This is a genomic window from Runella zeae DSM 19591, from assembly GCF_000423565.1.
Classification (GTDB): Bacteria; Bacteroidota; Bacteroidia; order Cytophagales; family Spirosomataceae; genus Runella; species Runella zeae.
On record NZ_KE384044.1, the window covers coordinates 132,629 to 147,882 of the forward strand.

The 15,254-nt window shown below is 42.1% G+C and carries 13 protein-coding genes; 5 read left to right on the forward strand and 8 right to left on the reverse strand.

Annotated features, from left to right (window positions below):
• Nucleotides 1–62: 62 nt before the first annotated feature.
• The 4 genes from G563_RS0130390 to G563_RS0130405 all read right to left on the reverse strand — a co-directional run bounded on the left by G563_RS0130390 (nucleotide 63) and on the right by G563_RS0130405 (nucleotide 4,260).
• Nucleotides 63–899, reverse strand: coding sequence for a glycoside hydrolase family 16 protein (locus G563_RS0130390; protein WP_028668656.1), 837 nt, complete (start codon nucleotides 897–899; stop codon nucleotides 63–65).
• 237 nt (nucleotides 900–1,136) lie between these two features.
• The gene (locus G563_RS0130395; protein ID WP_037328630.1) at nucleotides 1,137–2,021 is read right to left on the reverse strand and encodes an NAD(P)H-binding protein; all 885 of its coding nucleotides are present in this window, start codon (nucleotides 2,019–2,021) and stop codon (nucleotides 1,137–1,139) included.
• Between the two features lie 82 nt (nucleotides 2,022–2,103).
• Nucleotides 2,104–2,691, reverse strand: coding sequence for a TetR/AcrR family transcriptional regulator (locus G563_RS37390; protein ID WP_051211304.1), 588 nt, complete (start codon nucleotides 2,689–2,691; stop codon nucleotides 2,104–2,106).
• 138 nt (nucleotides 2,692–2,829) lie between these two features.
• Nucleotides 2,830–4,260 carry a circularly permuted type 2 ATP-grasp protein gene (locus tag G563_RS0130405; protein ID WP_028668658.1) on the reverse strand — a complete coding sequence of 477 codons (1,431 nt, stop codon included), beginning with the start codon at nucleotides 4,258–4,260 and terminating at the stop codon, nucleotides 2,830–2,832.
• 196 nt (nucleotides 4,261–4,456) lie between these two features.
• Here G563_RS0130405 and G563_RS0130410 point away from each other — a divergent pair, with 196 nt between their 5' ends.
• Nucleotides 4,457–6,007, forward strand: coding sequence for a DUF5723 family protein (locus G563_RS0130410; protein ID WP_157585737.1), 1,551 nt, complete (start codon nucleotides 4,457–4,459; stop codon nucleotides 6,005–6,007).
• Complete coding sequence (locus tag G563_RS0130415; protein ID WP_028668660.1) at nucleotides 6,004–6,762, forward strand: enoyl-CoA hydratase/isomerase family protein; 759 nt, start codon at nucleotides 6,004–6,006, stop codon at nucleotides 6,760–6,762. The genes G563_RS0130410 and G563_RS0130415 overlap by 4 nt, the downstream gene beginning before the upstream one ends.
• A gap of 8 nt (nucleotides 6,763–6,770) precedes the next feature.
• Here G563_RS0130415 and G563_RS0130420 read toward each other — a convergent pair whose 3' ends face one another.
• The 4 genes from G563_RS0130420 to ade form a co-directional block, all read right to left on the reverse strand.
• Nucleotides 6,771–7,724, reverse strand: coding sequence for an endonuclease/exonuclease/phosphatase family protein (locus G563_RS0130420; protein ID WP_157585739.1), 954 nt, complete (start codon nucleotides 7,722–7,724; stop codon nucleotides 6,771–6,773).
• On the reverse strand, nucleotides 7,709–8,971 hold the full coding sequence (locus tag G563_RS0130425) for a replication-associated recombination protein A (RefSeq protein ID WP_028668662.1): 1,263 nt from the start codon (nucleotides 8,969–8,971) through the stop codon (nucleotides 7,709–7,711). The genes G563_RS0130420 and G563_RS0130425 overlap by 16 nt, the downstream gene beginning before the upstream one ends.
• A gap of 91 nt (nucleotides 8,972–9,062) precedes the next feature.
• Nucleotides 9,063–9,644, reverse strand: coding sequence for an RNA polymerase sigma factor (locus G563_RS0130430; RefSeq protein ID WP_028668663.1), 582 nt, complete (start codon nucleotides 9,642–9,644; stop codon nucleotides 9,063–9,065).
• A gap of 96 nt (nucleotides 9,645–9,740) precedes the next feature.
• A complete protein-coding gene (ade, locus tag G563_RS0130435) occupies nucleotides 9,741–11,387 on the reverse strand; it encodes an adenine deaminase (RefSeq protein ID WP_028668664.1) in 1,647 nt (548 codons plus the stop codon).
• A 150-nt stretch (nucleotides 11,388–11,537) separates the two neighbouring features.
• Here ade and G563_RS0130440 point away from each other — a divergent pair, with 150 nt between their 5' ends.
• The 3 genes from G563_RS0130440 to G563_RS0130450 all read left to right on the forward strand — a co-directional run bounded on the left by G563_RS0130440 (nucleotide 11,538) and on the right by G563_RS0130450 (nucleotide 15,159).
• Nucleotides 11,538–11,873: a hypothetical protein gene (locus G563_RS0130440; RefSeq protein ID WP_028668665.1), complete on the forward strand. Its 336-nt coding sequence runs from the start codon at nucleotides 11,538–11,540 to the stop codon at nucleotides 11,871–11,873.
• 81 nt (nucleotides 11,874–11,954) lie between these two features.
• Nucleotides 11,955–14,189: a DUF5916 domain-containing protein gene (locus G563_RS0130445; RefSeq protein ID WP_028668666.1), complete on the forward strand. Its 2,235-nt coding sequence runs from the start codon at nucleotides 11,955–11,957 to the stop codon at nucleotides 14,187–14,189.
• Nucleotides 14,190–14,196: 7 nt separating this feature from the next.
• Nucleotides 14,197–15,159 carry an aldo/keto reductase gene (locus G563_RS0130450; RefSeq protein ID WP_028668667.1) on the forward strand — a complete coding sequence of 321 codons (963 nt, stop codon included), beginning with the start codon at nucleotides 14,197–14,199 and terminating at the stop codon, nucleotides 15,157–15,159.
• The last annotated feature ends 95 nt before the right edge of the window (nucleotides 15,160–15,254 follow it).

Here is a 15,254-nt window from a genome sequence, read left to right on the forward strand (position 1 = left end):
ATAAAAACGATGTTGCCCAACTCAAAAGAGATTGACTTTCAATGAAACTTCAAAATTGCATCCTAACGCTGATAAACCCTTACATAATCAATCTCATACTTAGCGGGAAACTTGGTCGCTGAAGGGTCGCCCCCATTATCACCTCCAATAGCGAGGTTGAGAAGTATATAATGAGGCTGCATAAAGGGATTGATATTGGTACCGTCGCGATTGACGGTCTGAGCAAGTTCTACAAAATTGAGCAGCTCATCGTCTACATAGAGCCGAATGGCTTTTTCGTCCCAATCCATGCGCCATACGTGAAATTTCTTTCCCCATCGGCGGTCTTCAAACGTTTCGATTGGCTTTTTGAGGTCTTGCCACACTCCTTTAAAACGAGTCTCGCTGCCCCAAGCGATATTGGCAAGTAACATACCCCGATAAAACTCCATGATGTCGATTTCGCCATTGCGTGGCCACTCTCCTTCTACCCCTAAAGTCCAAAAAGCAGGCCAAAGACCTGCTCTTGTATCAATGCGTGCACGCATCTCAAAACGCCCATATTTCCAACTGTGCAAACCCTGGGTTTTGAGGCTTGAAGCAGTGTATTCGATGTCTTTACGATTTTTTTTCCAATCTTGGCTATTGGGTTCGTAATTAGGGTTTGGCCGGCTCTCACGACGGCCTTCGATGATGAGTTTACCTTTTTTGCAGTAAGCATTGTCAGGCTGATACCACTGAAGTTCGTGATTACGTACAAATCCCTTTTCAAATTTCCAGTTGTCGGGATTGGGTTTGCCTTCCACATTAAATTCGTCTGACCATACCAATGACCATCCTAAATATTCGCGTTTGCGCTGAGCATGAAGCGAAAGGTTAAACAACAAACATAAGAAGATAAGGTAGGTTTTAAGAGACATCAGAATGAACAGGTTGTAATATATATGATATGATTAAAGCAAAAATAGACATTTCTTTAATCAAACAAATAGTCGCCCCGCCTTATGCCCTTCTTCCCTACTCTTTTAAAAAACCTTCTTAATCACAAAATAGAGTAACTACTTAGCCTTAGTCAATAAAAAATCTTTTTTTATGAAAAGCAGCCTATGGCTTATTGCTAAGTAGTTACCAAGAGTTCATCAACACTTCATAGCAACCTACGCATAAAAAGCCACAGCAAACTCATTTTTGGCAAATTCTTCTAATGAAGTAGGGGTAGTATTGTCGGCAGTACGGACAAAACCTTTGAGGTATTCTCCCGCATTCAGTCCTTCAAAAAGCTCTACGTAGCCATCAGCAATGGTTTCGGCCAAACCTGAAGCTAACATTCCCGCTTTAGCATCTGTAGCCGAAAACGCTACGTATTGGAATGGTTTCTGAATAGCCTCACTCAGTATAGCCGTAGCTTCGTGCATGGTATAGTCGGCAGCACCTCCCACAAATACCACCGAATGCCCACTAAAATCCAACGCTAATAGGTGCTTTGTAGCAGCACTCGCAATATCGCGGGTGTGAGTAAGGGGTACTTTGAGGTCTCCTTTCAGGCTATAACCATGAATCCCCGCCGCTTTGATGAAGGCTATATTGCCATAAAAATTTTCCATAAAATAGCCCGGCCGTAGGTTCAACACATTCAGCCCTTCGACAGTTTTGAGGGCTTGCTCCAATTCATACAATCCACTGACAGGCCCTGCTCCTTCGGGCATATGAGCACCCATAGAACTCAGCACCACGGCATATTTTACCCCCGAACCTTGCAAAGCTTCAACAAAATTGTGAGTGATTTGGCGTTGATATTCGCGCCAGTTGGTCACGTCCCATTTGGGAGGAATCAGCAAATAAACCGCTTCTGCTCCCTGAAATGTTTCTTTTAAAAATTCCAAATCTTCCAAAGCGCCCACAGCCAACTGTGCTCCTTTATCGACCAAAGTCTGCGCTTTTTGGGCATTTCTTACTACTGCTTTTACTTCTTTTCCAGACGCCAATAGTGACTCAACAATAAGATGACCTGTGTTTCCAGTTGCTCCTGTGATTACGTACATGATTAATGATAGTTTGGGTGAAAAATAGATAATTTTTAATTTAAACATACATACCAGTTGGTATGTATTTGGGTAAAAAATTTTAAGATTTTAATCCGTCGGTCAATTGCTTTAACTGCGACACGACCATTTCAAACACTGCGCGACTTTGCATTGCTTTGGCCACACTGAACCCGCCCTCAATCGACGACAAATAAAAGAAAGCTACTTGAGTAGGATTAAAATCAAGTTTAAATTCTCCTGACAACTGCGCTTTTTTCAGGCCGGTCTCAATTTGTTGCTGCATTCGGCTGGTAACACGGTATAAACGCACCCGAAAACCTTCGTCCAAAGGTGGCATTTCTTGGGTAAGATTTGTAAGTGGACATCCTAGAATCACCTGTTCTTCAGTAGCTACAAAACTGCGATAGCGGTCTAATACTTCATAGATTACCTGAGCGAAGCCTTTTTGGGCATGTTCTAGCGGCTGCCAAAGGCTCAAATAATGAGGCGCAACGATTTCGTCAATAATTGCATATCCCAAGTCAAACTTATTGGGAAAGTAGTGATACAAGGCACCTTTCGTGATACCCATCTCTGCCACTACTTTGTCGGCACGCACTCCTTGAAAGCCATTTCGGTGAATAGCTTCGAAGTTTTTATGCAATATTTGGGAGCGAGTATCTAACATAACGCCACAAAGGTAAACATACTAATTGGTATGTCAAGTTTTTTTAAAAAAAAATTATAAAAAAACACCAAAGCCTTTTTTAGTAGAAGGCTTTGGTGCATATTTTGGTAGTACGTCGTTTGAGTTAGAGGGTACTTATTAGTAGGTTACCCACGTATCTTTGCCCCCTCCTCCTTGCGAAGAGTTTACGACCAGTGAGCCTTTTCGTAAAGCTACTCGCGTCAGCCCGCCCGGAATCACGTTGATATTGTCACCATACAAGATATAAGGTCGCAAATCTACGTGGCGTCCTTCAGCGTGGTCATCCACAATACATGGCACTCGCGAAAGAGAGATTACAGGCTGGGCGATATAATTCCGAGGATTTTCTTTGATTTTGGTACGAAAAATTTCGTGTTCTTCTTTGGTAGCTTTGGGGCCAATCAGCATCCCGTATCCTCCCGCTTCGTTGGCTTCTTTGATTACCAGATTTTCGACATTTTCTAAAACATATTTCAAGTCATCGTCTTCTCTACAAATGTAGGTTCTTACATTTGGGATGATGGCTTCTTGGTCGAGATAATACTTAATAATTCGTGGTACATAGGCATAGATTACCTTATCGTCGGCTACGCCTGTTCCGGGAGCATTGGCAAGGGCTACCCGTCCTTTTTTATAGACATCAAAAATCCCCGGAATCCCAATAAGTGAATGCGGATTAAAAACCTGAGGGTCAAGGAAGGTATCGTCCAAACGGCGATAAATCACATCCACAATCTCAAACCCACGGGTGGTACGCATTTTGACATACCCGCCCGATACCACCAAATCGCGCGCATCTACCAACTCTACGCCCATTTGCTGAGCCAAATACGAATGTTCAAAGTAAGCCGAATTATAGATTCCGGGTGTAAGTACGACAATATTAGGGTCGGGACGGTCTGCGATAAATTTAAGCATATCGTACAAGCGAGCGGGGTAATCAGATACGGGTCTCACGCCAGTACGCGCCAATACCTCTGGAAAAATCTGCTTTGACAATTCTCTATTTTCGAGCATATAAGATACACCAGAAGGACAGCGAAGATTGTCTTCCAAGACCATAAATGTACCATCATCTCCCCTAATCAAATCCGTACCTGTGATATGACACCAAATGCCCTTAGGGGGTTTTAAACCTCGGCAAGCTTCCAAATAGCATTTAGAAGTCTCTATCAGATCGCGTGGTACAACTCCATCATTCAGGATTTTTTGGTCATTATAAATATCATCAATAAACAGATTGAGCGCCGTAATACGCTGAATGAGACCTTCTTCAAGGCGGTTCCAATCTTCTCCTGCTACTACCCTCGGAATAATATCTAAAGGCATGATACGCTCCGTTCCTTCTCCTTCTGAATACACGTTGAAAGTAATCCCCATCGACATCAAGGCACGCTCGGCGGTATGTTGCCGATTCATCAATTCCGTCTGAGTCAACTGTTCTACGCGCTGTTTGAAGACTTCATACCCCGGACGCATCTTCCCGTCAGGGGTAAACATCTCGTCGTAGAAATTTTCGGTGTCGTAATTCTTAAATGAAAATTGCATAATGGCAAAATATCGTAGGTGAGTTATTTGTTTTACCGAACAAGATATGGACAAATTAACAATTTAGCCAAATTTTCTATAACATATTTACAGAATTGCTTTATATATTGCTTTGGTTTCATAAATTATTGGATTATATCGTACTTTGCATCAACTTTTTACGTTTTCAGTCTTGACAATAAATCATATCAATTTTGTGAGAATAGCGCGACATTTGGTTTTGGTTATTATGGGATTGTTGGTAGGCGTTTCTAGCTATAGTCAACATTGGTTAGGCCTTTCTTCTAGCAATTATGCGGGCACAAACGCCCTTTATCTTAATCCTGCACACGCGGCTGATTCTCGCCATAAGCTTTATATCAATCTTATTGGGAACGATTTTTTTTTAATCAATAATTACCTGCGATTTGATGCGCCTTATTCTTTTTTGGGACTTATTACCAACACTGTTCCTAAAAAATACCGTAGTGAGCGCGGCTTGATTATCTGGCGCGAATCTTACTATGCCGAGCGTCTCAATGGCAAACCCAAGCACCTACATACGGGAGGCGACCTCCGAGGGCCTTCTTTTTTGTATTCTTTTAACAACAATCGTTTTGCGATTGGGCTTACATCTCGTGGGCGTTATTATCTCAATGCTACTAATGTGTCAGAAGAAACGGCGCGCGTTATTAGATATGGTACTAAATTTGTTGAACTTCAAGAAAAACTTTTTACTAACCAAAGCGCTTTGGTTTCAATTAATGGCCTCATTGAGCTAGGTGCTACTTTTGGGGCAGTGATTAAGGACGAAAATGAGTATTTTTTGAAAGTTGGTGGTACAGTCAAACGTCTCGTGGGAGTTTATAACCTTCATACAGATTTAAAAAACACCAACTATGAAGTACTCGTAGACGACCTAAATCCAAATCAACAATTTATCTTAGCTCGTCAACTGGAAATATTATACGGATACACCTCAGAGGGGGCTTATTCAAATATAAGCCCTAGTCCCAGTTTTTTGTTTGGTAAAAAATCTGCGGGAGGAGGCTGGGGCCTTGATTTAGGAATTGTGTATGAATTTCGGCCAGATTATCGAAAATTCAAAAGCTATGTTCCTCGTAGAGGGCGCGAGTCAGATTTTCATAATAATAAATATAAAATCCGTATATCAGCTGCCTTAAACGACGTAGGCGCTGTTCGCTATCGAAATCCAGATTATATCAGAGAAGTAGCTGTAGATACTACAACACTCAACCTAACAGCACGTGATTTTGGTAACATTAAAGGAACAGAAGGGTTATTTGTTGCAATAAATCGAAACCTTAATGTACGTCCCGCTGACAACCCCCGCCCCTTTACGGTGGGACTACCCACCTCAGCCAATGTAAGTGTAGATTATCATATTCAGGACAATTGGTACGTAAATGGCTTGTGGGTACAAGGATTAAGAGGCAGCAATAACCTTCACATCAAAACACAGTCGGTATTGGCGGTGACTCCTCGCTACGAAACCCGTTGGTTTGAAGTAGCTACCCCTTTGGCAATGATAGATAATTATCGAGTATTTACGGTAGGTTTGGCTGCTCGTGTTGGCCCACTAGTACTTGGTACCGACCACTTAGGTGGATTGTTAGACATAGGCAAACCCCAAGGACTCGACTTTTATTTTAGTCTCAATGTACCTATTCTTTATTCTAAACCCAAAGAAGTAACTCAGTGCTTTGACCCCTCTCCTAAAAAAAGGCTATTCAAAAAAAATAAATGATGGAAGCATACGTCACTACGGATATTTCGTCAGAGGGAATCGCTACCATTACGTTTTTTCACCCCTCCCAAAACTCCCTGCCTAGCCATATATTGTCGCTATTGGCCGAGACGATTACTCACACTAGCACTAATCCCCTCACCAAGATTATCATTCTTCAAAGTGGCGGCGAACGTACTTTTTGCGCGGGTGCCAGTTTTGATGAATTAGCATCCATCCAAACACCCGAAGAAGGTACTCATTTTTTTTCGGGTTTTGCGAATGTCATCAATGCCTGCCGTACAAGCCCTATCTTGATTTTGGGGAGAGTACAAGGAAAAGCAGTAGGTGGTGGCGTAGGAGTGGCCGCTGCTACTGATTATTGTTTTGCCACCCAACATGCCTCCATTCGTCTGAGCGAATTGCTCATCGGGATTGGGCCTTTTGTGGTAGGGCCTGCCATTGAGCGCAAAATAGGTATCGCGGCATTTACTGAACTTACCCTGCATCCTTCTAATTTTTATTCGGCCTCTTGGGCAAAAGAAAAAGGGCTTTTTGCCGAAGTGTATGATGATATTCCAGCACTCGACGAGGGCATAAGCAACTTTGCTCATCAACTTATTCAATACAATCCTGAAGCGTTAAAGGCGCTTAAAAAGGCATTTTGGGAAGCCACGGAGCATTGGGATAGCCTCCTGAAACAACGAGCTGCCATGAGCGGAACCTTAGTGCTGTCGAGTCATACTCAAAAAGCAATCGCAAATTTCAAAAAATAACCCCTTTTTTAGGGGCAAAACCGCAGCCCTATCTCCAAAGGCAAGTGATCCGACTTGGTCGGTTTTTCTATTTTAAAACTCGTGGTCTCCAACAAAGAATTGGTCAAGCAATGGTCAATCGGAATTCTCAATGGTAAAAAACTAGTAGGCCAAGTAGGCTGTACCCCAAATCCCTGACGGCTATTTTTTAGTCCAGTCTCTGAAATAAAAGATTCGTAAAAAACCGACCAAGGGGTAAGATTCAAATCCCCGATTATCACAGTTGGATTTTTTTCGCGTTTTATGATTTCTGCCATTTGTTTTACCTGTCGATTACGTATCAAAAAATCTTCCTTCCAAAGAGGATTGTAAGCATGACAAGCAATAATGGTCAGCGTTTTTCCCTGTACTTGGGTTGTAAGACGCATCATACCTTTGGTTTTGAAAGCTACCGCTGTATCCAATAATACTGGGACTTGACTTCTGATTACGACTCTAGTATTGGCTTTGGCCAAAACATCAAACCCATAAGGATATTGCTTCCCCAAAGTACTATCTAAATGCTGGATAAATGCCGGGGTAGCTTCATTGATAGAAATAAACAAAGGCTTATTGCTGACAATACGATTGGTGATAAAAGCATAATCTTTGTTTTTATAAAGTATGTTGGCATGATAAATCCTAAAATCAGCGGTCGTAGAGATATTTGCTTTAGAATAATCCAACCAAGGTATCACAAACCATCCATTCAAACCCAATGAAAATAAAGCGAGTAATAGTTGAAATGCGTCTCTACGTTTTTTTTGATATAAATATTGTCCCAAAAACCATAAACTAAGTCCCAAACTCAATAAAAAGTACTGAACTCGAAAGCTAGCAAAATGGTCTAGCCACCGACTATGCCGTCCCCAAAATCCTAAAAGCGAAGCTACAACTACCATCCAAACTCCTAGCAAAAGCGCCTTGTTTAGTATCCGTACCATTCGCCCCACCATTTTTGCAATTGTTTACGGATTTCATTTTCACGGGGGTTTTGACCTGGTTGATAGATCTGTGTTCCTTTCAATTCATCAGGCAAAAAATTCTGTTCAGCAAAATTACCTTCATAATTGTGCGAATATTGGTAATTTTTGCCATAGCCAATCTCTTTCATAAGTTTGGTGGGGGCATTGCGTAAGTGAAGCGGAACAGGCAGATGCGCCGTTTTTTCGGCCAATGCCAACGCTTCATCAATCGCCAAATAACTGGCGTTACTTTTGGGAGAGGTAGCCAAATAAATCACTACTTGCGACAAAATAATTCTGCTTTCGGGAAACCCAATCGCTTTTACGGCTTGCAAACACGCATTGGCCATGATGATGGCGGTAGGGTTGGCGTTGCCAATGTCTTCCGAAGCCAAAATCAACATCCGCCGCGCAATAAATTCGGGGTCTTCACCCGCATGAATCATCCTTGCCATCCAATAAAGCGCCGCATTGGGGTCACTACCTCGCATTGATTTGATAAAAGCCGACGCAATATCATAATGCTGTTCGCCCGATTTGTCGTAGCGGGCCAAGTTTTGTTGAGCTACTTCCGTCACCGATTCGTCGGTGACTATTATCGTTTCTTCACTAAAATGCGCATTGACTACTAGCTCAAATAGATTAAGAAGTTTGCGCCCGTCTCCCCCCGAAAGACGCAACAAAGCATCATACGACTCAAATTGGATTTGCTTCTTTTTCAGCACTTCGTCTTTTTCGGCGGCCTGATGTAGCATCCTAATCAGGTCATCTTTGGAAAGCGTATCTAGGATATACACTTGGCATCTCGACAACAAAGCGGAGTTCAGCTCAAAAGAGGGATTTTCGGTAGTAGCCCCAATGAGCGTGATTTGGCCTTTCTCAACAGCCGCTAGCAAAGCATCTTGTTGACTTTTGTTATAGCGATGGATTTCGTCAATAAAAACAATCGGCGAAAACAAGCCCGACGAGCGCCCCAAGACCTCCCGTAGCTCTTTTACTCCAGAGCTAATGGCACTTAAAGGATAGAAAGGACGCTTGGTCGATTCGGCAATTAAAAGTGCCAGGGTTGTTTTGCCAACACCAGGCGGCCCCCACAAAATCATGGAAGGCACCAAATTGTGTTGAATGGCTCGTCTTAATGCTCCTTGCGAACCAAGGAGTTTTGACTGACCAATGAAATCATCAAGCGACCGAGGACGCATTCTTTCTGGCAAAGGAGCAAGCATAGAGCAAGGCGGTTAATAGTGGCACAAAAATACCAACGCCCGTAGAGATTTTCTACGGGCGTTGGCGTAAATCTTTTAATTATCCTAGATCTTATACTGTCACGCGCTCCATGCTGAGTTGTTTTTTCATGCTAGTTAAAGCACCAAAAACAAGGTTATAAACCGATTGAATATTGATTTTCATGAAGTTAGAAATTTCTTCGTTTGTCATATTCACATAAAACTTCAAGAAAATAGCTTCCCGTTGACGGCGAGGCAACTTTTCCATTGCTTCATTTAGATTACGGTTTGTTTGGAGGTACTCTTCTTGGGCAATCACATACGACTCCGACGAAGCCGTATAAAGGTGATGATATTCCAAGGGGATTTCTTCACTACTTGTATTTTTTTGTTGGGCGTTGAGGTGTCTTACCAATTTACGTTTGATAGACGCCATCAAATAATAACGCACCGAAGTCGTATCGCCAAGCGTGTGGCGATGTTGCCAAAGTTCCACAAACAAATCGTGGATACAATCTTTAATCAGAGCTTTATCAGCGCTAAACTGAGTACAGTAGTTGTACAGTAGTTGAACATAGCATTGATAAAGTCTTGCAAAAGAGGCTTCGTCGTCTTGGCGGAACTGATTCCAGAGAGTCACCTCTTCGTGTGTAGTTAGATGAAACCGGGGCATTGGGTGGAGGGGTTTGGGGTTTAGAAACAATCACAGCCCAAATGTAATTTTCTTTATAATAAGTTGCAAAATAAAAAGTGTTTTTTTTACAATTAATTAAAGAAAATATAATTTGGTAAAATTGAACTTTCCCCCATCAAAAAGCCCTAAATCGCTCATTTTCAACGAAGGAATCACTAAAAGGCCCATAAAAGAAAGAGTCATAAAGGGAGAGGCCAAAGGAGAGCAAAGTTCTTGCTTAACAAAGTTGTCTATTATGGTATATTTTTTTGCGACTTCGTATCCATCTTCATCCGACATCAACCCAGCAATCGGCAAAGGTAATTCAAGGGCTTTTTGGGATACACTTTCTACCGCACTGATACCGCCTTGCGAATCAATCACTAGGTTGATAGCACGCGCAAGGCTATCATCGTCGCAGCCTACTGCAATGATATTGTGAGAATCATGCGCTACTGACGACGCAATAGCTCCCTGTTTCAACCCAAAGTTTTTGATAAATCCTACTGCTACGGGTGCAGGTTGATAACGATTTACCACCACTATTTTTAAAATATCGCGCTCTGTATCAGACACTATGCACCCGTCTTCAATCAGAGCCTCTACCTCCAAAGCGTTGGTAATCAGCTGCCCTTCGAGGGCTTCTATCACTTGTATTGTTACTGAGAGGGCAGGCGCTTCTAGCCGTAAATCAAGAGAAGAAATATGACGACAGTCAAACTTATTGACAATTGGGCTACGCAAATCAGGCAAAAATGTAATGCCATTTTCGGCTACCTTTTCGCCATTGATATAAGTAGATAAGACATTGAAATCTTGTAAGTTATCGACCAAAATAAAATCAGCAGGGTCGCCTTCTCTCAACAAACCTACAGGGAGACGATAATGCAGCACAGGATTGAGACAAGCAGCCCTCAGTACATCAAACAACGCAAAACCTTTGGCCAAAGCACGCTTTACGAGCTGATTGATATGGCCTTCTACAAGATTGTCGGGGTGCTTATCGTCCGAACAAAACATGAGCTTATTGGGATATTGACTCATGAGCGGAATCAAGGCTTCAAAGTTTTTGGCCGCGCTGCCTTCTCTAATCAATACATAGCTAAGCCCTAACTGAAGCTTTTCGTAGGCTTCGTCGTAGGTAAAACACTCGTGGTCGGTCGTGATACCTGCTTCGATGTATTTTTTAGCATCTTGCCCACGTAAGCCCGGTGCATGACCGTCGATAGGTTTATTGAATGCTTGTGCGAGCCTTATTTTCATCATCACATCTTCTTGTTCATACAGCACTCCCGGAAAATTCATCATTTCGGCCAGATAGCCTATTTCCTTCATCGACAACAACTTACGAATATCTTTGGGAGAAATAACAGCCCCTGCTGTTTCGAATGTAGTGGCCGGAACGCAAGAAGGAGCCCCAAAACAAAACTTAAACGGTACTTGACGAGCATCTTCTATCATATACTCCACTCCCGCTACTCCTAGTACATTGCCAATCTCATGAGGGTCTGAAACCGTAGCCACAGTACCGTGTACCACGGCCAAGCGCGCAAATTGCGCAGGCGTAAGCATGGAGCTTTCGATATGTACGTGCGCATCCACAAAACCCGGCATAATATAGGGCAATCCGACCTGCTCCTCTCCTATTATTTTTATACTTACGATTCGCTTATCTACGACCTGTATTTCGGCCAAATTAATGGTATGATCAAAGAGATTGAGTAAATTGGCCGTTAAAAGCATCATTCAATGGGGTTGTTAAGGGTCTACGATAATCTAAAAATATAATTTTATGTATTGCGGTACAAATTATGATTTGTTTTGCTGATACTCTATAAGGCAATTTTCGCCAAAGTTTCCCTACTTATTTGCTCGACCATCAAAAAATAAAGCATGTTTTCTAAATTTCGCTTACCCATGATTATCGTTCATACTCCTTTTTTGTGGGTAGAAGGTCTCACTTTTTTTCCTTGGGTATTTTGTCGCGAAAACAATCCCCCTGTTTGGCTCCTCAATCATGAGCGTATCCACTTACGCCAACAACTCGAAACAGGTATCTTACTTTTTTATATTTGGTATATACTTGAGTATCTTGTTCGACTCATTCAGTACCGGCATCGGTATCGGGCTTATCGCAATATCAGCTTTGAACGCGAAGCTTATAGCAATGATAAAGACCTTACTTATCTTACCAAAAGAAAAGCCTGGGCCATGCTAAAATATCTTTGACAGAATTTATAAAAGCAAACAAATCCCTAAATTTGTCTCAACCTAGCTTGTTTTTCCTACCTAAACTCAACAACATATTTGATGAAATTTCTACTTCTTTTTTTATGCCCTCTTTTGGCATTTTCGCAAGCTGACTCTCCTTATAAAGTCAGTTTTACAAATGAAAAAATAAAAATTGATGGTGTATTGGACGAGGCAGTTTGGCAAAATATTGAACCAATGGGTGAATTTTGGCAATATTTTCCTTCTGATACTCTCAAAGCTCAACACCGTACAGAAGTCAAAATGACTTATGATAACAAGTACGTTTATGTAAGTGCCAAATGCTATACCCGCAACAAAAAATTTGTCATCCTTTCTTATCGCCGCGACTACCGAGCCGGTGGTAACGACAATGTTACGTTTATTTTCGATACCTTCAACGACCGCACCAATGCCTTTCTTTTTGGTATGAATCCCCTGGGAGTCATGCGCGAAGCATTGTTGTACAATGGCGCTACCGACAACTCTTTTTTTAGTGAATTTTGGGATAATAAATGGGTTGGTGAATCCCAAATCTATGATGACTACTGGACCACAGAAGTGGCTATTCCTTTTACTACCCTTCGCTTCAAGGATGAAACACAACAATGGCTTTTCAAAAGTTATCGGTTTGACACCCAAATCAACGAAAATAGTACGCTGATACGTATTCCCCAAAATCAGATTATTATGAATTTGGGGTATTCAATCCCTGTCGTTTTTGAAAAACCTCTCAAAAAACCCGGGGCTAATATTTCTCTCATTCCATACATTGCCGCAGGTACAGGGCGTGATTTTGTCAATCCCGATAATCCCAACAACGGCAGTAGGCTTAATTTTGGAGGTGATGCCAAAATCGGAGTCACTTCTGGGTTGAATCTTGACCTGACTATCAACCCTGATTTTTCGAATGTAGAAGCCGACCGTCAAATCATCAATCTCACGCGCTTTGACATCAATCTTCCCGAACAAAGACAGTTTTTTCTCGAAAACTCCGATTTGTTTTCGGGCTTTGGGAGCTATGTCATCAATCCTTTCTTGCCACCTCAGAGCAATTTAGGTGGTGCCGGAAATCAGATTATTAGTCCCTTTTTTTCGCGTCAGATCGGAATTGCTAAAGATTCGACGACAGGCTTGGGCGTTCCAAACCGCATTTTGTATGGAGCGCGACTGAGCGGAAAAATAGACGACAATTGGCGCATTGGCCTCCTCAATACCCAAACCGCCGACGATGCTTTTAAGGGAATTTCGGGAGCTAATTTTACGGTAGCGTCTATCCAACGAAAAGTATTTAGTAGATCAAATATTGCAGGAATTTTTGTCAACAAACAGACCCTTCATCCCGATATTAGCCCTAATCTCACGCCCTTCAATCGGGTAGCCGGTTTGGAATATAACTTCACCTCACGTGATAGCCGCTGGCAAGGCAAGGCTTTTTATCACCAATCTTTTAGCGAAAACAAGCCTAAAGATGCCTTTGCCAATGGTTTTTCGCTGATGTACAGTGTACTCAAATACACTTTTCGATGGGCGCACGATTGGGTCGGAAAAGGATACGATGCCGAAGTGGGTTTTGTGCCTCGCAAAGATTATTTCCGTATCAATCCCACCCTTGGTTTTTCTTTTTATCCGCGCACAAAACTCGTCAATCGCTACAGTGTTGGGGTCGCCCTCGAACAATACACCATGCCCAATGTAGGTGTAACAGACCGCACCGCAGGGCCTTTTCTTTCGATGTTTTTCAATAGCTCGGCTCGAATGCTGTTTTCTATTAATCAAAATTACACCTATCTTTTTTCTGATTTTGACGCCCTTCGTAGCAATGGAAAACTTCCTTCACTGAAAAAAGGAGAAGGCTATACTTACTACAACGCCTCGCTCAACTACTTCTCAGACCAGCGAAAAAAATGGTGGCTTTTTGCCCAACCCCTCATCGGACAGTATTACAACGGCACTATTATGAGCTTGGCTGGGTCGCTCAACTATCGTTATCAGCCCTATATCGCCTTGGCTATGAACTTTACCTACAATCGAATCGACCTTCCGATTGGGAAAAACAATGTCTTTTTGGTAGGGCCTCGCCTTGATTGGACCTTTTCTAAATCCGTTTTTTTGACTACCTTTTTACAGTATAATAGTCAGTTTGAAAACATGAATATCAATACGCGTTTTCAATGGCGTTTTGCTCCAGTTTCGGATTTCTTTTTGGTATATATCGACAACTACAATACCACCAACGGACAATCACGCAATCGCTCGATTCAGGCAAAAGTCACGTATTGGTTTAATTTGTAAGCAATAAATGAATTACAGCACTTTATCAACAATAGGTTTAGGAATGGCGTCTATCGGACGGCCACATTATATCAACATCAAACAAGAAAAAGTTGTCAGTGAAGATTTGGATGCTTTTTGGCAACAAGGTTGGCGCGCCCTTGACCATGCTTATGCCGCTGGAATCCGCTATTTTGATACTGCTCCTGGGTATGGATTTGCCGAAAAACTCCTCATCGAGTGGCTTCTTCAACAGCAACCCCAAGATGTAGAAGTGGCCACCAAATGGGGATATACTTATACTGCAAACTTTGATATCAACGCCCCCGTTCATGAACTCAAAGAGCATAGTTTGAGCAAACTCAACCATCAATGGCAACAGTCGCAAGCCCTTCTGCCTTACTTTAAAACTTATCAAATACATTCGGCCACGCTCGAAAGTGGTGTTTTGGAAAACCAAGAAGTCTTACATCAACTTGCCGAATTGAAAGAACAACATCAACTAACAATGGGCCTTTCGGTAAGCGGAGAAGAGCAGCTTACCATTCTACAAAAAGCCCTTTCAATCCAAATCAACGGTTTGGACTTGTTTGATGCTTTTCAAATGACTTACAATATCCTCGACCAAAGTGTGGCTGACACCCTCCCTGAACTTCGTCAAAAAAACAAACGAATTATCGTAAAAGAAGCATTAGCCAATGGTCGTCTTTTTCCCACTGCTCAGTATTCACATTATATGCCTTTGTATCAAACCCTCAACCAATTAGCTACCGCTTATGGGGTTGGTGTAGATGCTATAGCTTTGAGGTTTAGTTTTGAGATGTTGGCACCCTGTATCGTATTGAGTGGAGGATATACGCCTCAGCAAATTGACGAAAATCTCAAAGCTCTTAATTTTAGTTTTACCCAAGATGAACTAGAAATTCTTAAAACATTTGCCGTTTCTCCTAGGGCTTATTGGCAAGAAAGAAAATCCCTTCAATGGAATTAGAACCGCCCTTCAAAAAGGGTCTTTTCGCGTCTAAAACAAAGTACAGAAGACGCACAACACAAACAATCCTTCCGAAGTCGCTGTTATTCGACTAA